At 45.2% G+C, this 18829-nt stretch carries 13 protein-coding genes; 6 read left to right on the forward strand and 7 right to left on the reverse strand.

Going from position 1 to position 18829, the window contains the following annotated elements:
* Nucleotides 1-73 precede the first annotated feature (73 nt).
* A complete protein-coding gene (gene pdxR / locus QP775_RS16200) occupies nt 74-1525 on the forward strand; it encodes a MocR-like pyridoxine biosynthesis transcription factor PdxR (RefSeq protein WP_285107556.1) in 1452 nt (483 codons plus the stop codon).
* 12 nt (nt 1526-1537) lie between these two features.
* Complete coding sequence (locus QP775_RS16205) at nt 1538-2467, forward strand: D-alanine--D-alanine ligase (RefSeq protein WP_285107558.1); 930 nt, start codon at nt 1538-1540, stop codon at nt 2465-2467.
* 242 nt (nt 2468-2709) lie between these two features.
* Here the strand turns inward: QP775_RS16205 and QP775_RS16210 are convergent, their stop codons facing one another.
* The 4 genes from QP775_RS16210 to QP775_RS16225 all read right to left on the reverse strand — a co-directional run bounded on the left by QP775_RS16210 (nt 2710) and on the right by QP775_RS16225 (nt 9328).
* Nucleotides 2710-4062, reverse strand: coding sequence for a lytic polysaccharide monooxygenase (locus QP775_RS16210; protein ID WP_285107560.1), 1353 nt, complete (start codon nt 4060-4062; stop codon nt 2710-2712).
* Between the two features lie 408 nt (nt 4063-4470).
* Complete coding sequence (locus QP775_RS16215; protein ID WP_285107562.1) at nt 4471-6288, reverse strand: ABC transporter substrate-binding protein; 1818 nt, start codon at nt 6286-6288, stop codon at nt 4471-4473.
* Nucleotides 6289-6363: 75 nt separating this feature from the next.
* Nucleotides 6364-7872, reverse strand: coding sequence for an ABC transporter permease (locus QP775_RS16220; protein ID WP_285107564.1), 1509 nt, complete (start codon nt 7870-7872; stop codon nt 6364-6366).
* A 13-nt stretch (nt 7873-7885) separates the two neighbouring features.
* Complete coding sequence (locus QP775_RS16225; RefSeq protein WP_285107566.1) at nt 7886-9328, reverse strand: ABC transporter permease subunit; 1443 nt, start codon at nt 9326-9328, stop codon at nt 7886-7888.
* A 151-nt stretch (nt 9329-9479) separates the two neighbouring features.
* On the opposite strand from QP775_RS16225, the gene QP775_RS16230 reads away from it, so the two are divergent.
* Nucleotides 9480-11216 (forward strand): ABC transporter ATP-binding protein, encoded by a 1737-nt coding sequence (locus tag QP775_RS16230; RefSeq protein ID WP_285107963.1) that lies wholly within the window; start codon nt 9480-9482, stop codon nt 11214-11216.
* A 90-nt stretch (nt 11217-11306) separates the two neighbouring features.
* On the opposite strand, the gene QP775_RS16235 is transcribed toward QP775_RS16230, so the two are convergent.
* From QP775_RS16235 to QP775_RS16245, 3 genes are all read right to left on the reverse strand, one after another.
* Nucleotides 11307-12224 carry a DUF5692 family protein gene (locus tag QP775_RS16235; protein ID WP_285107568.1) on the reverse strand — a complete coding sequence of 306 codons (918 nt, stop codon included), beginning with the start codon at nt 12222-12224 and terminating at the stop codon, nt 11307-11309.
* A gap of 552 nt (nt 12225-12776) precedes the next feature.
* Nucleotides 12777-14036, reverse strand: a complete 1260-nt coding sequence (locus QP775_RS16240) for a flavin monoamine oxidase family protein (protein ID WP_285107571.1) — start codon at nt 14034-14036, stop codon at nt 12777-12779.
* Between the two features lie 6 nt (nt 14037-14042).
* A complete protein-coding gene (locus QP775_RS16245; RefSeq protein ID WP_239326456.1) occupies nt 14043-15080 on the reverse strand; it encodes a helix-turn-helix domain-containing protein in 1038 nt (345 codons plus the stop codon).
* A gap of 267 nt (nt 15081-15347) precedes the next feature.
* On the opposite strand from QP775_RS16245, the gene QP775_RS16250 reads away from it, so the two are divergent.
* From QP775_RS16250 to QP775_RS16260, 3 genes are all read left to right on the forward strand, one after another.
* On the forward strand, nt 15348-16217 hold the full coding sequence (locus QP775_RS16250) for an AraC family transcriptional regulator (RefSeq protein WP_239326458.1): 870 nt from the start codon (nt 15348-15350) through the stop codon (nt 16215-16217).
* A 151-nt stretch (nt 16218-16368) separates the two neighbouring features.
* Nucleotides 16369-17334 carry an N-acetylglucosamine kinase gene (locus QP775_RS16255; RefSeq protein WP_285107574.1) on the forward strand — a complete coding sequence of 322 codons (966 nt, stop codon included), beginning with the start codon at nt 16369-16371 and terminating at the stop codon, nt 17332-17334.
* A 28-nt stretch (nt 17335-17362) separates the two neighbouring features.
* The gene (locus QP775_RS16260) at nt 17363-18670 is read left to right on the forward strand and encodes a 6-phospho-beta-glucosidase (protein WP_285107576.1); all 1308 of its coding nucleotides are present in this window, start codon (nt 17363-17365) and stop codon (nt 18668-18670) included.
* Nucleotides 18671-18829: the final 159 nt, after the last annotated feature.

Below are 18829 nucleotides of genomic sequence, written 5' to 3' on the forward strand. Positions count from 1 at the left end.
CGAAATATACCGGGAGCGTGGTTCTTTTGTTATCCCGCTATGTATGCCATTATCAAGAAGGGGAGGCGAAGCGATGTTTCAACAATTCAAGCCGCAGGCAGGTCGTTCTACTGCGGTCCAATTAAAAGAATACATTCAACAATTTATTATTAATGGAGTCCTTCAAGCGGAGCAGAAGCTTCCCTCTACCCGTGAACTCAGCTTATTGTTGAACTTGAGCCGCAATACGGTTATTTTGGCATATCAAGGTTTGGAAGAGGATGGTTTCGTTTATGTTAGGCGAGGAAATGGAAGTTATGTTTCGGCTTTTTCGAAGCCTGCAACGATTTCCCCGCGCAGTATAGATTGGAAAAGACGTGTAAATAACCATGCACGTATGGCAGACTCTTTGGACATTATGAAGCGAGGAATACGGGCCGAAGAAGGTATGATTCGGTTTACAAGCATTGCGCCTGATGAAAAGTTATTTGACGTGGACCATGTGAAGCGCGCATTTCTCGATCGAATGGCCATCGAGGGCAGCACACTGTTGAACTATGGATATGCCAAAGGATATAAGCCCTTAATTGATTATCTATTTCATTATATGGAAAAAAAAGGTGTTAATCTAAAGGGCAAAGATATGTTGATTACGAATGGCTTTACGGAAGGATTGGATATTGTTTTGTCTGCGCTAAAGCGGGATAACGGCGCTGTGTTGTGTGAAAACCCAACGCACCATACGGCCATTAAGCAGTTCAGGCTGCAAGGGTACGACGTTACAGGCATACCAATGGAGCGCGACGGTATTCATCTTCAGGAATTGGAGCGCGCTGTTCAGGCGCAGTCATACGATTGTGCTTATGTAGTACCTTCGTATCACAACCCGACAGGCATTGTGATGTCTCCCGCTAAACGATTAAAGCTGCTGCAGGTCATGGCGAATTATGATATTCCGATTATTGAAGATGGTTTTAATGAAGAGCTGCGTTATTCCGGCGCCCATGTGTCCCCCTTAATGGCAGCTGCGGGCCGAGGTAATAACGTTATTTATTTGGGAAGCTTCTCTAAAGTTCTTTTTCCGGGACTGCGTGTAGGATGGGTGCTTGCTGATCAAGAGTTAATATATTATTTGGAAAGCATAAAGCGGGCGCGCAGTATCCATACATCGACACTGGATCAATCGCTTTTATATCAGTATTTGCAAAACGGTAATATGGAGAAATATGTGAAACGGGCGCGAGCTGTATACCGTCGAAAATATGAATGGACGAAACAATGCTGCGAAACCTATATCCCTTATGCAAAGCTGTCCGGAGACGGAGGACTTCATCTTTTTATAGAATTCGACGCTGCTTTTGACACAAGGGTATTGCTTGAGGCTTGCGCTCGTCAAGGCGTGTTGTTTACGCCGGGGGATCAATTTTATACGAACGGGCTAGGGCAACATGCGATGAGAATTGGCTTCTCCAGATTGACAGCAGAAGAGATTAGTCAGGGAATTCGGATTATCGGCGACACAGCCAAACATATTATGGGATTGTAAGGTGGTGCAAGGATGAAAGTGGGCGTCATTATGGGCGGAGATTCCTCGGAGCGAGAGGTATCCATGCAGACAGGGCAGGAAATGCTGCTTCACTTGGATCGGAATAAATATGAAGTTGTTCCTATCGAAATATCGAATCGGCATGAGCTTATTGAGCGGGTAAAAGGGATTGATATGGCATTGCTTGCTCTGCATGGCACGTATGGAGAAGACGGAACAGTACAGGGCGCGCTGGAGTCGATGGGTATTCCATATACGGGCAGCGGGGTGCTGTCCAGCAGTATATGTATGAATAAAGATGTGTCAAAGAGACTCATGAGAAGTGAAGGGATTCGCACTCCAGAATGGAAATGTTGGAGCAGTATGGAAGAATATGACCCAGAAGTGGTAGAACTCTTAGGATTTCCGTTAATCGTAAAACCCAATTGCGGCGGATCAAGTGTTGGTACGGAGTTGGTACGGAGCCGTGAAGCATTGTATGCGGCTGTACAAAACGCTTTTCAATGGGACAGAACGGTGTTGATTGAAGAATATATCAGTGGTCAGGAGATAACTTGTTCCTTGTTAAATGGCGAGATGCTTCCGATCATCGGTATTAGATCGTTACAATCGGATTGGTTTGATTATCGCTGCAAGTATGACGATGGAGGGGCGGAAGAGCAGGTTATACAATTGTCTGCTGAGATTACACGAAACGTTACGGAAGCAGCACTTGCTTGTTACCGTATCATGAAGTGCAGTGTGTATGCACGCGTTGACATGATACTAAGGGACGGTGTTCCTTATGTTCTGGAGGTAAATACGCTGCCAGGTATGACAACGAACAGCCTGCTGCCCAAAAGCGCTTCTGCCGCTGGTCTAACGTTCAGTCAATTGCTGGACCGTATCATTGAACAGTCGTGGTCAGCACGAGCTCCACATGTAGGTAGCGTAACAAGATAGGGACCCGATCAGCGTCCGGGACCGGCGCATGATAAATATTGAAGCACCTCCACAACCACGCGATTTGTGGGAGCAGAGGTGCTTGATTTGTTGTACGGATATTTACGGTGACGCGAGTTCTTTTAGCTGTGTTCCACTGAGAGGGTATGAGATCAGTAGTGTAGAAAGTGGAGCGGAATAATCGCTAATATTCCTTGCAGATCCATTCATTTGCAGCTCAATTGTATAGTTATGGCCTGTTGTTACTTTAGCGTCCATAGTGCAGGTACGTTTGGCGGCTCCCAGCCAACCAGAGAGAGGTGCGGCTGATGAGCCTCATAGGTCTTGCCGTTGTATGAGACGAGGTCACCCTGTGCGTACGACGTATTTGCGGCCCATGGTGTAATGCTTGGTCCGCTGCTTGTGGTTACGCTGACTGCATTACTGTCAGCAGATATGTTGCCTGCGGCATCAATTGCGCGTGCTGTAAAGGTGTATGCCGTATTGGCCGTCAAGCCAGTAACGGTATACGTGAGCGTCGTTCCATTTGTCGTCGTGACCAATGTTGAGCCGTTATAGATCTGGTAACCAGTAACGCCAACGTTATCGGTTGCCGCACTCCAACTTAACTTGACACTTGTGGCGGTAACATTCGCCGCTAATAAATTCGTCGGGGACGTAGGTGCAGCATGATCAGGCGGTAATGCAAGTGTCGTAAAGGCGACTGCATTGCTTGCCGTAGAACTGTTGCCTGCAGCGTCAATCGTACGGACGGTTAACGTATAAGGTGTGGTTGGTGTCAGTCCTGTGAGGTTGTAAGTTAAAGCTGTTCCGTTGGTTGTTGTAGCTAACAAGGTTGAACCGTTATAAATTTTGTATCCGCTGACACCTACGTTATCGGTCGAAGCCCCCCAAGTCACTGTTGCACTAGTAGGAGCAATGTTCGAAACCGCTAGGTTTGTCGGAACGGTCGGCGCACTAGTATCAACAGGCGAACCACCGCCAAAGTCGACGTCAATCACGTTATAGAACGCATTGGCCGTATCCGCGATTTCCCATACAGCCAAAATGACCTGATATCCTGTACGACTAGGCACGTTACAAGTATCGGAGTAGGAGTGTGGGGGCTGTTTGCCCTTGTAGTTCACGTTGCAGAACGGCGTAAGGTCAAACGCAGCTCGGCTTAACGGAGCGTTAGCATTCCAGTCCTGCTTAGTGATGTAGTACTTCCAGCTAGTGGTGGCGTGATTGGCCTCGATAGTCCAGTGGAACGTCGTCGTTCCAGGTGTAATGTTGACCTTGCTCCAGCGAGTAGCGGACTGCTGGTCAAGTTCCGGGAAAGCGCCTGATGCGCTGGCAATCTTGCCGTCCGCCGGACCTGCGGCAGGGAAGCCCTTATAAGCTTCAAGGCTTTGCGGCTCATAAATAATAAAGCCGCAGTTTTTGTTAATGCCGCGAGCGCATAGGTCTGCGCGGCTGCTAGGTGAATCAATGTAGCCGTGAGCGAAAGCTTTCCCTGCAAACAACATCATGGCAACTGTAAGTACTAAAGCCATGCCAGCCGCGAACAACAACTTTACAAATAATGCATGATAAGTGCGATTTAAAACGAACATCATATTCCTCCCTTAATGGTTAAATCGGGATACTGATCAGACAGAATACTGCACAGTAGTACCTGCTTAGTGCGAGACCTCCCTTCTTTACGGCTGCAAAAATATAATCGCTGTAACCTCCTTGCTTAAAGAAGTATGTATATAAACTCAGGTTGAGCTTATATCGGATATGCAGCCTCAAATCCATTCATGTGCATTGAGAAAATGTAATAGTCAGTAGATGACAACATTTTTTCATTTCTAAATTTATTTTTACTTTAAAATATATAGACTAAAAATATTTTGCGTAGAAGCAAGTGAAGCCGAAAATAGAGGTAGCAGCAGTTTGATACTCACAAAAGAAATAAAAGACAAATGCAGATGGAAACTGCATTTGTCTTTTAAGAGGGGTAGAGAACTTTACTTAATTTACTTTACGCTTGCTTTGTATTTGTCCAAATACTCTTTTGCTTTTGCAGGGTCAGACTTTAGCTCATTGCCCGTTGTAACGAGCGGGCTAACTGTAGAGACGGCTTTAAATTTATTATTGTTATAGAATTGCAGGAATTCGTCCTGATTAATGGAATACAAGACAGCTTTTCTCAAATCCTCGTTCTTGGCCACATCACGATTACCCGTATTAAACAACAAGTAAGATACCGCATTGCTTGGCAACGTTTGAAGTGCTAGCTTGGAGTCGCCTTTTACCAGATCGAATTTCGTTTCAGGTACGCCGTAGTAGACATGAATCTCACCGCTGCGCAGTGCTGACAATGCACTGTCTGCATCCTTGATAAAGCGAAGCTTGATGTTTGTAATTTTAGGCTCGTGAGCTGTGCCTTTCAAGTAGCCCGGATTTTTAATAAAGACCGCTTCATAGTCATTTTTATGCGATAAAATATAAGGTCCGCTTGCATACAAGGTATTATTATATTTGTTTCCTTCGGTTACGGTGTTTTGATCGCCGTAAGGAACGTCTTTGTTTACATCAAATTTAGCTACATCATACGTATTAATGCTTTCGACTTGTTTTTTGGATACGATGCCGCCTGATTGGTGAGCAAGGTAATTCAGGACTTGCGGGAATGGCGCTGTTGTCGTCAGCTTAATAACTTGATATTTTCCGTCTTTGCTGCTAGCTTTTGTCTTGTCTGCGACAAGCTCTTTAATAGGGGCTGCAAGCCCTTTTTCTAACGCTGCTTTGATCGTCTCATTGCTTCCAGACTGATTGATAGCTTCTAGTGATTTAAGGTCTGTTATGGCCTCAACGTTCTTAATATGCTCGTGCAAGCTGTACGTACGATGGTCAGGCACCGAATTTTTGTCTTTGGCACGATTCAGAGAGAAAATAACATCATCTGCCCCTACACGCTCTCCAGTGTCTACTGCAGCTTTGTTTGTAACTTTTGCAAAATGAATATCATCTCTCAACACAAAGTAATACTCCGAATTGCCTTCTGCAATTGAATGGTTGTAGGACAAGGAGCCCTCTGTTGTAATCTTGTCATCGTCAGTCAAGTTCAGCAGACGAACATACATATTGGTATTAATCATATTAATAGAACCGTCATTGCCTTTGATCGGATCGAGAGAGGTCAACACGGATGTCGCTTGTGTTAACAGCAGTGGATCGGTATTACGCTTGGACGTATCTTTGAAGTCGATATCTTCCCACACGAGGGAGCGAGATTTCGACAGACGAACGGAATCTTTGTTCAGCACTTCTTGGTTAAGCCCTTGTGATTTTAATGAGCTGTATAAGGGCGCGATATAGGCTTTATCAAATACGAGCTTTTGTTCTAATTGCTTGTAAGTGTCAACAAATTGCTCCGGTGTTTGTGTGGAAGCTTGATCAATCAGCTTGTCGAGATCGGGATCAGCTATGATGCTGTAATCCCCGCCTGACTTAAATAATGATCTGACGGCATAATCCGGATTGCCCGTTACAGTTGTCCAGCCAGAGAGGGAAACATCATAATTGCCTGCCTCTTCCTGTGCTTTAAAGCTGCCATAATCAGGCTGAATGTTCAACTTGACGTTAAACCCGTTTTTGGTTAACTGATCGCGAACAATGTTGAGATCAGATTCACCAGAGCTCATGCCAAGCAGCTCAATGGTAACAGCGCTTTTGTTGGTTGTATCCTGTGAAGGAGGATTTTCGACGACATCTTTCTTGGTGTTGACCTGGCATCCGCTAATGACGACCGCAAAGGCGATTAATAATAGGAACCATGGACTTTTTTTCATTGTGTTGGACCTCCTGAATGATAAGTATTTAACATATTTAGATATGGATAGCTGTGATGCATGGCTGCCACAATGTTAATCAAGTTTAGGATCGAGCGCGTCCCGCAGGCCGTCCCCAAGGAAGTTAAAGGATAAGACCAGCATAATGATGGCTAGACCCGGATAGATGGCCAGATAGGAGTGAGATTCCAGATACGCACTGCCGATCTTCAGAATGTTGCCCCATTCCGGTATTTGCGGTTCGACGCCCAGTCCCAAATAGCTTAAGCTGCTAGTTGAAATAACGGCTGCACCGATTGTTAAAGTAGATTTGACAATCATGGGAGCCAGCGAATTAGGCACGATATGTTTAAAAATGATTGACATATTCCCAGACCCAAATGCACGTGCAGCCTCTACAAACTCATACGTAGATACAAGCATGACATTAGCTCGCATCGTTCGTGCATAAGAGGGGATCGCTCCTATACTGAGTGCCAAAATCAGGTTTACGGTATTAGCTCCGAAGGCCGCGATGATAGCAATCGCGAGCAAAATGCCAGGAATAGCGTACAGAATGTCCAACATACGCATAATGACATTGTCTGTTCGACGTCCGTAGTAACCAGCTATCGCGCCAAGTACACCGCCTATAACTACTGGGATCGCGGTGGACAGCATGCCAACAACTAAGGAAATGCGTGCACCAAAGATGATGCGTGAAAACAAACATCTGCCGAAATTGTCTGTGCCAAACGGATAAGCTAAGCTGGGCTGCTGTAATATCGCCCCGTAGTTGTTATCAATGGCAAGTGCATAATCAAATGTAAAATAACTGCAGATGGAGATGGAGAACAGAAACACGATAAAAAATAAGCCAATCATCGAGGTTGTGCTCCGTGTTAATCTCTCCAGCACCGTTTCCCACTTGCTGGTGGACTGATAGCTCGCTTTACGAATCTTGGCGAGTAACGTAAGCCCTAGCAGCAGCGCAAACAAGTTGCCTGTAACAGAGGTTAGGATAAGCAGATATGTTATAATCCGCAGGCGTGGATGAACACGCTCTCTGCTTACATACTTGGCGATGATTAAAAGAGTGATCAAGTAAAAGACAGTCAGGATCACGAGTACAAACATAGCGGGCAGAAATGTATCCGTCACATAAGGCTTAAATAAATTAAGGCCGGATACAGCAATAATAAATAGTTGTGTGAGCAGCATGTATACGGCTAATGTGTACTCCGCGCTTTTATTACGCTTAATGAGTCCAAAAGCTGCAGTCGCGATAAACACGTTGCCTGCTGCGATGCTCAACAGTTGAATATAGCCAATTGCTCTGGTCTTTCCCTGGATCGTGCCAACGCGTACAAGGTCCCGCCGAATCAAGAGGGCAAGTGCCAGTTGGATGACGGTAAACAGGGCATATACAACAAAACCGATAAATACGTAAGGTTTGATCACCTGCTCGGTAAGGCTGTAGCTGTTAAGCAGCAATAAGATCGTCAGCGCCAGGGATACAATCCAAGCCAGGTTGGCCTGGCCATATTCAGGAGATGTCTTTAATCGATATCTCAATTCTTGGGTATGAATAAGCTTCTTTGTCATGTCGACACCTGCTTTAGTATTGTTTCATCTTAGACCGGATACGAGGGTCAAAGAAGGCATAAAGAATGTCTATCACAACATTGATCAGCGATATCGTTATGGCAGTATAAATTACGCCTCCCATAATACTCGGAATATCGGGAATAAACTGCTTGTCCACAATATAACTGCCGATGCCGCTAATGTTAAACACCTTCTCTGTCACAGCAGATCCCCCCAGCATGCCTCCGAATTGAAGACCAATGACCGTAATGATAGGAATAAGGGCGTTGCCCACTGCATGTTTTCGCAAAATTTGGCGCTTGCTTAGCCCCTTTGCTTTGGCCGTAATGATGTAATCCTCATTGATGACTTCCAATGTAGAAGATCGTGTCATTCTGGCAACGGCTGCTGTTAATCCTGTACCCAGAACGATCGTCGGCATAATAATCGATAACCAGTTCTGCGGATTGTAAGTGGCGGGCAGCCACTGCAGTTTTATGGAAAAATTAAGTATAAAGACAAGTCCTTGCCAAAAACTAGGTATCGATAACCCAAGAAGTGCGATAAACATAAAGGTATAATCATACACCGAGTTAGGTTTAACAGCCGATATGATGCCGATAGGCAATGCAATGATGATCGCCATTACAAGCGATATGAGTGTTAACGTTAGTGTGACAGGAAACTTTCCTGCAATAGCCGTAGTTACTTCTTCATTGCCGGCGAATGACTTGCCGAGATCAAAAGTGGCAATACCCTTCAGCGTGTTCCCTAGCTGGACTAGATAGGGCTGATCTAGACCATATAGTTGGTTAAAGGATTCAATTTGTTCCGCCGTCGCCGTTTCTCCCAAAATATTAGCTGCCGGATTCATTGGGGAAATATAAAGAATCGAGAACACAAGGAATGCCACGCCAAAAATTACAAAAACACTCATCAACAGCCGTTCTACGATATATTTGAGATAAGGGCTGCCGAATATCAGAATCAATACGTACATTAATGCTCCAGGAACAAGCGATATCGCAACAAACAGCGGGCTTTCGAGCAGTTGTTGAAAGGCTGCTGCATAAGTAAGCCTTTGTTGGCTGTGCTGTCGCAATCGTGCCATTGTTTGCTCGTGTGCTTCGGCTTGAAACTGCGACGCTGCAATAGCTGCAACCTGCCGCTCAAGCGTCTGCGGCTCGATCTCCTCCTGAAAGAACTGGTGCTTGCGAATTTGCTGGTCGCGAATATCCTCTATAAGGCTGTCGTGATAACCTGACGCAAGCAACTCTTGTTTGGTGTCTTCCAAAGCAAGAACATAGGGATCGCTTTTGCGTTCACGCCAGTAATAAAAATATACGAATATATGAACAGGTGCTCCTAGCAGTAGGACAAGCACTCTGTATGTCGGATTCAGCATCATTTTGCCGTAAGCAGCGGCAATTCTTTGGAGCAAGCCCCAACGGGGTGATGAAGCGGATGCTTCCATGATCGTTCCCCCTCTCTCTATTAATTAATTTGCATAATTCCGATCGATATAGTAGATTTTATTTTAGAGTTAGTAAAAAGTCAATGCTTATTCATACGATGGTTTATTAATATATGCAGGCGGGTGATCTTCAGTGGAAAAGACAGAAACGGTGGATACGATATTAGAAGTTAACAATTTGAGCGTCTCCTTTCAGACTCGTGATCGGGAAGTTCAAGCGGTAAAAGGGGTCAGCTTTGAATTAAGAAGAGGGGAAACGTTAGGTATTGTAGGAGAATCCGGGAGTGGTAAAAGTGTAACTGCGCGTACAATTATGAGATTGCTGCCTTCACCACCTTCCTATGTGAAGTCCGGTGAGATTACATTTCTCGGACAGAATCTCGCATATATGACAGATAAGCAAATGGAGGCAATTCGGGGTCGGGACATCGGAATGATCTTTCAAGATCCGATGACCTCTTTGAACCCGACGATGAAGATCGGTCGCCAAATCGCAGAAAGTCTGATCAAGCATCAGAAGTTATCCAAGAAAGAAGCACGCCAACAGGCAGTAGAGATGCTTAAGCTGGTTGGCATTTCGAATAGCGAGGCACGATATGATCAATATCCGCACGAGTTCTCAGGCGGTATGAGACAACGGGTAATGATAGCGATCGCGCTAGCATGCCGTCCGTCACTATTGATCGCCGATGAGCCAACAACTGCGCTTGATGTGACGATACAGGCACAGATTCTGAATCAAATGAAGCTGATACAGCAGCAAATCGGGACTTCTATTATTCTAATTACACATGATTTGGGTGTTGTGGCAGGGATGTGTGATCGCGTAGCAGTTATGAAAGACGGTGTGATCGTAGAGACAGGCACGACTGAGGAAATTTTCTCGAATCCGCAGCATCCGTATACATTAAAGCTGTTAAATGCACTGCCGCGCCTGCATGAGCAGAAGAAAGCGAAGCCTGCGCCTCTTATCACTCGCTCTGCAGCTGATGATCGACCGCTGTTGGAAGTCAGATCGCTTAAGCGACACTTCGATATGGGAAAAGGAAACGTGCTGAAAGCGGTCAATAATATTAGCTTTCATATTCATGCTGGGGAGACGTTGGGTATCGTTGGGGAGTCTGGGAGCGGAAAGTCCACGACAGGCCGTACCATTCTGCGCCTGCATGAACCAACAGGAGGAGATGTGCTTTACAAGGGAATCTCGATTAATCGGTTGACCTTATCCGAGATGAAGGTGATGCGTCGGAATATGCAGATGATCTTCCAGGATCCGTATGCTTCGCTTAACCCTCGATTCAGAGTGCTGGATATTATCGGTGAAGCACTGGATGTCCACAAGCTTGTGGCAACTCCGCAGGAACGTCAGAAGCGTGTAGAGGAGCTGCTTGATATGGTCGGATTAGATCCTGTTATGGCAATGCGTTATCCGCATGAATTTTCCGGGGGACAGCGGCAGCGGATCGGGATAGCTCGCGCACTTGCTGTGGAGCCGGAGTTTATCGTGTGCGACGAGCCTTTGTCGGCGCTGGACGTGTCGATACAGGCACAGATCGTTAAGCTGCTAGAAGAGCTGCAGCACCGTCTGGGGCTGACTTATATGTTTATTGCACACGACTTGTCGATGGTGAAGCATATTAGTGATCGTGTTGCGGTGATGTATCGCGGCAAAATTGTGGAGCTTGCAGAAAGTGAGGAACTGTACAGCAATCCTCAACACGAATACACCAAATCGCTACTTGCGGCGATACCGATCCCAGACCCTAAAATTGAAGCTAAGAAAAAGCTCAAGCTGACGGAAGAATTGGCGGGAGAAGACAAGTACAATGTGGACAACTCCGAACTTGTTGAGGTTGCTCAAGGGCATTGGGTTGCAATATCGTCTTGACTGCAGCAATAATCGTACAAAAAATGCCGGATCAGGCAGTTGGACGTATCCAACCCTCTGATCCGGCATTTCATATGTTCACTCGATCGTTTACTTATGACCCTCTGCAATCGCTTTGTAAGCAGCCAGATCGGTATATACTTCAACTTTCAGCGGATTCCGTTTATGTTTCGTTATTTTGTAAATATGGTATACAAAGACTGCAATATTAGCAGCTAAGGAGATCGCGCTTACGACCCAAAGGGCCGTTTCGCTGTGCGAAGATTGCACGGCGAACTTCGACTCACCAACAAACATTGGGAAGGACATTGTAAACATCATCCAAATGGCCAATGTATGCGCCCGATGTTGTAACCATGCGCCTTTTTTCATAAAGAAAGCAGGAATCGTACATGAGATCAGCAAGGCTGCGCCTGCATAGAAGGAGTGATCGGACACACAGTTATACACGTAGGCAAAGTTCCAGAGATCATAAGCAATAATCCAGAACCAGAGCTGATCTGGCCACAGCATATCTTTATGCTTGTCTTTACTGATGACGATTCCCATCCAGCCTGAGATTGTAATGATGTTCAGAATGCCCGCAATACCGTTCATGATATTCCAAGGTCCACCAATCATCATTACCCCATCAATCATGCCGTTCAGACCAGACACTTGGAAGTCACGAATGACGGCTTCCATAATGTTGATGGCAAGAATGACAGGCGGGAACATTAACAAATATTTATTGTCGCTCCAGCCTTTCACGTAACGTAGCGCCATAAAGCCAAGACATCCAGCTAACGCAGAGTATACTTTTACCCAATGGAACCATGTCCCTGTACTGGAGCCTTCGCCAGCAGTTGTTGGCCATACTGCGACGGTGAGCACAATTGGCAGGAACAAGAATAAGGTTAAGGCAATCCACTTGTTTAAGCGAGCTAGCTCATTAACAAAAATCAAGCCGCCTAATACGACAAGCCACATGAGTGCGGAGTACCATGGTATGGATTCAAATAAAAACATATGTAACCCTCCCCTAGAATGTTATTATGTATCGTTCTATACCTTGAATATATACAAGCGTTTTAGATCCAGCAAATCCGGAATGAGCTTGATACATCAACGTTTTAAGAGTCTTATTTAAAGATGGGTTTACACTTAATATTTATGCATAATGAGTAAAGGAACAGCTCTCGGAAACATGCTTCAACTGGAGAGTATCAGCGTTATCGATAACTAAACTTGCGAGACACACTGACTTATCAGGTGATTCCGCGACCAGATTAGGAAAGACAGCGAGTAGAGTGTCAACACAACTTGAAAGTAAAAAAAAGGTCCAATCCATGCCTAAAAGCTTGCTATAGTAAGGAAAATACACGATATTTTGCAGTTCTAGTCTCAAGTGGGTTTTCCTGTAACAATAGCTGAACCCGGAAGAACGGCAAGTATGGTTGACCAATCGCCCACGGGTGCAATCGAACAACTTGAAGTCGATGTTGTATACAACACAAAAGCACAGCAAGCGAAACGATTATTCCTCGTTCGGTTGTTGTGCTTTTGTGTTAAATGTTAAAGTTAGAAAAAACGATTAACGAGATATTTTGCATAGATGATACAGTTTTCGAGCGTAGGAAAATTCATAATTTCCCCTGCATAGTATATATGCTGCTTACCTTGCAATCGGTCCAGCTGATCATAGAATCCTGCACGCAATGCTGCTGAATTGACATGCGGGAAGTGCTCCCACTGCTTGATCATGTAAAGTCGTATATGGGTTCCGCCTAACTTGCGGAGTTCCTCCTCGACAGTCTCACGCATTTGTTGATCGCTCATGTCTTCATTTTCCATCACATATACTGTAATCAGATCTGTATTTTCTTCATCCGTCCATCGATAATACCATGCCATCATATGGCCCTTGCGGTCGGACGACATATTGTCCGGTATATAACCGGATAACTCTGGTATACCTTCTACTCTGTAGGCATACACCCGGAAACGTTCATATGTAACCTGTTCCATCAGCTGCTGTTCTGCAGGGGACAAAGACAGCAAATGACGGGCATGGTGCAGAGAAGAGGTGTAAATAACGTGATCAAAGTAAAACGTTCCTTGATTGGTTTCCACTCGAACCCGTCCATCTGAACCTAATTCCATATACTGTACGGAACAGGTGAGGCGCAAGTCGTCAATTCGATCTGCCATACGCTTGATCAGTGCATTTGCACCTTGCGGCCATGTGATCATATGCGTAATTTCGATAAAGGATAATAGATTATCAAAGTTTAAAAATTTCAAAACATAAGCAGCGGGAACTTCGTCGACGCTTCCAAAACCAAATGTACTAAAGTAGTGCATATAAACTTGTTGAATGACAGTAAGGTCGTGTACTTCACACCAGGAAGCAAAAGGCTGGCACAATTCTTCTGGCAGCCGAAGAAAGCCGGGCTCTTTCAAGCAGTCGTATTGACTAAGCAGATTCGGAAGCCGTTTGAACTGTTCAGTAAAAGCTTCAATCTGGTCCAACGGAATTTGAGATGTCTTACTGCCATGCTTGTTAAAAAATCCACGCTCCAGCAGGGGGCCTTTGTCTGTTAGTCCATACTCTGCCATTAGTTCCTGTGTATGCTTGTAGGAAGGCAGGCCGATAAGTGTTCCCATTTCATACGTTTTTGATTTATACTCAATAGAGTGACATTTACCGCCTACACGATCTTCCTGTTCTAGAATCGTAATGCGGGTGTAGCCTTTCTGGGCTAATTCATGGGCGATAGTCATACCAGAGATGCCCGCTCCGATAATTGCAATTTCTTGATCGTAGGTCGCACGTGCCATTACTTGTTATCTCCTTGTAAACAGCCATAGAGGAAACAGTTCTTTCTGGTTGTTATACTCCAGTACTACATCCGAGGGTATTTTCCCCTGATTTGGCCCATCTGTAATTGGTCTGCTAAAGTTGTACTTATTCATATACTCCGCTAGCCGTTTCTCCAGTACTTCGAAGGAATCAATTTTATCATCTATCCAGGTATGTTCATAGAATTCTTGTGTCAAAACGGTCAGAAATTGATCTAATGGCAGGAACACTTCTTTGTTGCCAGCTGTTACTGTGATTTGCTGAATGTTATACTTATGGAGAAGCTCTGTATATTTGTGGGTTCCCATCTCCCAGTTGGTTGTGAATTCTAGACTCTTATTGGTTACTAAGTGTTCAATTCTAAAATGAAAGGTTTTGATCAACGGAATAACTTTAAATTGCATAAAATCGATAATATGAATGGTGTCCTTACGATTATACAGCTTGACTAGCACTAATCGAGAGTAGACATCATAGATCACATATTGGTATACTCTTCCTATCTTAGGGAATTCGCCCATGTACGTGATACTTTGAAGACACATATATCCTGGATGCGCATGGGATGCTTGTGTCATCTTAAAGTCCAATGTCTGCGGCTTATACTGACGACGCTTGGGAGCTGAGGCTCCATTACTTCGTTTTATTTGTCTAACTTCTTCGGCGTAAGCTTCTCGTTCTTTCCTCTTGCTTAACCTGTTGCGTCGCAGCACATTGTATATACCTGATTCTCCAACATTTATTCCCTCATCCTGCAATTCATAACTTATCCGTTTAGGTCCATCTTCAGGGAACTTTGCAGCATGCTGCAAGATACGCTTCTCCGTACTCTTATCCACCTGATTCGGCATATTCGGGCTTCGTCTTGTCTTCTCAGCAAGTCCCTCCATCCCGTGCGCTATATAAGCGTTATACCATTGATAATAAATGGTGCGGGAAATACCAAACTCCTTGCAGGTTTTAGCTACGTTATTACTTGTAATGCCGTGCATGATGATTTGATATTTGTGCTTTTCATTCATTTCTATTAACCCCTTATTAGGATCAGCAGCTTGTAATGCCATCGTCTCTATCTAATGATACTGTGTTCGGCGGTTAATTGGACAGGATATAATTGGCGCTCATGGAGAGGATTTGATCTTCCCTCTACTTGATCGTTCTTTCCTGTGTGACTTCCTGCATGTATTTGTACATTGTCATGTCGCTCATCAAGAAGTATAAAGGAAGTAGAGAGTAAGTTTAGGTCCGGAGCATGTTTGAATATTCATTTTATGAGAAGGAGTCTTACGATGGATAAACCACAAGCGATACTACGTGACGATATTGAATTCCCTAGCAGTTCTTTCCCGCTGCTCACGACGTCCACAGAAGGGGTAAGTCCAGGCTTTCAGCGCTTGCATTGGCATCATGCATTAGAGCTTAACTATATTCGTGAGGGTACTGGGTTCTATGTAATCAATGGCCTCAAAATTCAATTTCAGGCAGGGGACCTTATCTTGATTAATTCAGATGATCTGCACCGTGCCTTTGAGATGGACAATCTTATAATGGATATTATCATGTTCGATCCTTCTATACTTGCGGTTGATCTTCGGTATGATCCGGAGTTGATGCGTCCTTTTCGAGAGATGGGCACTTCATTTGCGAATCTCATTGGTAAAGATCATCCTGCCGCTGAAGATTTACAAACGTTATTTATAAGGATGATGGATGAAGGCAGAAGAGAGGACATCTCTTATATCACCATGATCAGGAGCGACCTCACCCGGTTTTTAGCACTTGTGAACCGGCGCCTACAGCTGAAGGATCAGAAATATTCACCTATGAAACACCGTGGCATGCATGTGCTGAAGGAAGTGATTCATATGATGGAAATAAATCTTACGTACAATTGGACTCTGCAAGAGTTGGCCGAACAGGCACATCTCAGCCCGTCCCGATTTAGTGCGCTGTTCCAGCAGGTGGTCGGGACGTCACCTCTTAATTATCTGATACAATTACGACTAACACGTGCCGTCCATCTATTAGAGTCATCAGATGAGAAGATTATCGATATCGCAGAACAGTGTGGATTCCGTAATTTATCTAACTTTAATAGGCTGTTCAAACATCATATCGGCACGTCGCCAAGTGATGTGCGGAGTCAAATTACAATTTAATTGAACAAAAGTCAGTAATATTGTATTAGTCCTTACTTGTTTAGTAGTAGTGGTAAGGTGTAAATGGGTGTATCTTTAAAGGTGTAAGCGTTAACCGATATTCATGCCATGCAACGGAAACGCCCAACTTTGAGTTATAGGAGAGGTATGGATGAGCATCTACTTAGGTGTAGACGCCGGAGGAAGCAAGACCCACGCCGTCCTCACAGATATGTACGGCAACGTGCTTGGCAAAGGCCTCGCGGGTAACGGCAATCATCAAGTAAACCGTAATGTGGCGGCTAACAATATTCGAGCGGCATGTGACGCGGCTCTTCAGGAAGCGGGTATAACCAGGGAACAAGTGTCTTATGCCTATTTTGGTCTGGCAGGAGCAGACCGAGAGCCAGACTATGAGATATTGAGGCCTATGATCGCAGATTTGGAATTCGCGAATTATCAGATTACGTGTGATACGATGATCGGCATGCGCGCGGGTACAAACAAGTCTTACGGAGCGGCGATTATATGCGGCACAGGTTTTAATGCCGCTGCACGCAACCGGAACGGAGAAGAACTGCAGTATGGCGGCTTCGGGTTTATGTACGGAGACAGCTACGGAGCAGGATCGAGTCTTGCTATGTTGGCGTTTCGTGCCGTCATTAGAGCTTGGGATGGAAGGGGACCTGCGACGGTACTTACAGAACTTGTGCTTGGACATATGGGATACAGCAGCGTTGATGAACTATATGAGGACGTCCTCTATGGTAGGCGCTCCATTCCACTTGACCTGGTGAAGACGTTGTTTACAGCAGCTCAGCAAGGCGATCCGCTTGCGATCGAGATTCTGGATCGTGAAGGTGCAGAGCTTGGCAATGCGGTATGTACTTTTATCCGGCGTTTGAATATGGTTGAAGATACGTTTGATATCGTCTATATCGGCAGTGTATTAAACAAGGGAGCCAGCACACACTTGTCTGATGCCATTGAGCGCATCGTTGCAGAGCAGGCACCATATGCCCGCTGTGTACGGTTGACAACAGACCCTGTAGTCGGTTCCTTAATGAGTGCGATGGAAATGGACGGTATAACCATCACCCCGGAGACGGAAGCAAAGCTAAAGGCTTTTACATTCTAATAACGTACACTACGTGGAGGCGATAAGCATGACGCAACAATCCGGATTAAAAATTGCAGTGATCGGCGGCGGTTCCTCTTACACGCCAGAAATCGTTGAAGGATTCATTCGCAACTATGACAAGATGCCTGTTCGTGAATTATGGCTAGTCGATATTGAGCAAGGGAAGCACAAGCTTGATATCGTGGGCAACTTGGCAAAGCGTATGGTTCAGCAATCAGGATTGCCAATAGAAGTTCATTTGACGTTGGATCGCAGAGAGGCAATTAAAGATGCGGACTTTGTGTCGACGCAAATCCGTGTTGGACTGCTTGAAGCACGCAAGCGCGATGAACACATCCCGATTACCCATGGTGTGATTGGTCAAGAGACGACTGGCCCAGGCGGAATGATGAAAGCGCTGCGCACAATCCCTGTCATACTGGACATTTGTCGCGATATTGAGGAGCTGGCTCCTAACGCTTGGATGCTTAACTTTACGAATCCGGCTGGTATCGTCACTGAAGCGGTAACCAAGCACAGCAAAGTAAAGTCAATCGGCCTTTGCAACTCCCCGGTTAATGTGCAGAAGTTTCTAGCTGAGCAATATGGCGTCAGTGAGCAAGAGGTACTGCCTGAATTTGTCGGTATCAATCACTTGCACTGGGTGACTTCTGCTGTCGTAAAGGGCGAGGAGAAGCTGCATGAGTTGCTGGAAGGCGGCACGACGTATACGGCTAAAAATGTGCCTACAACGGGCTGGGATCAAAGATTCCTGCAGTCATTGGGTGCGATTCCTACGTATTATTTGAAATATTTCTATATGACGGATATCATGTTCGACGAGATGAAGGAAGCGATGGACAAAAACGGCACACGTGCCGATGTCGTCAGCCGCGTAGAGACCGAGTTGTTCGAACTGTATAAGGATGAAAACCTAAAAGAAAAGCCGAAGCAGTTGGAGCAGCGCGGTGGCGCTTATTACTCTGAAGCAGCGGTTAACTTGATGACATCTATCTACAGCGATCGTCGTGATATACAGACGCTAAATGTACCAAACGGCAATATTTACGATTTCCTGCCGCAGGATGCCAGTATAGAAGTTAACTGCGTCGTCACTGCGCAAGGGCCGACAGCGCTTCCTCCGAAGCGGGTTCCGGATCATATTAAAGGTCTGCTGCACGCTGTCAAAGTATATGAACAGCTTACGATTGAAGCAGCCGTAACGGGTGATCGCGGCATTGCCCTGCAAGCTATGGTACATCATCCATTGGTGCCATCGGTAGCTGTTGCAGAGAAGTTGTTGGATGAGATGCTGGAGGCAAACAAAGCATACTTGCCTAACTTCTTCAAATAAGAAACCGTCATAACACACTGCTGTGTAAATATTAATAACTTGGCTGCACGATATAAGCCTCTATTTTTGATTCGCTGGTGAAAGTTCGCTAACGATGAAGAAAATAGAGGTTTTTTGCATATCCCGGGCTGCAGGTGCCGTGCCGTATTGGACAAGATC

This window comes from Paenibacillus sp. UMB4589-SE434, assembly GCF_030226685.1.
Classification (GTDB): domain Bacteria; phylum Bacillota; class Bacilli; order Paenibacillales; family Paenibacillaceae; genus Paenibacillus_B.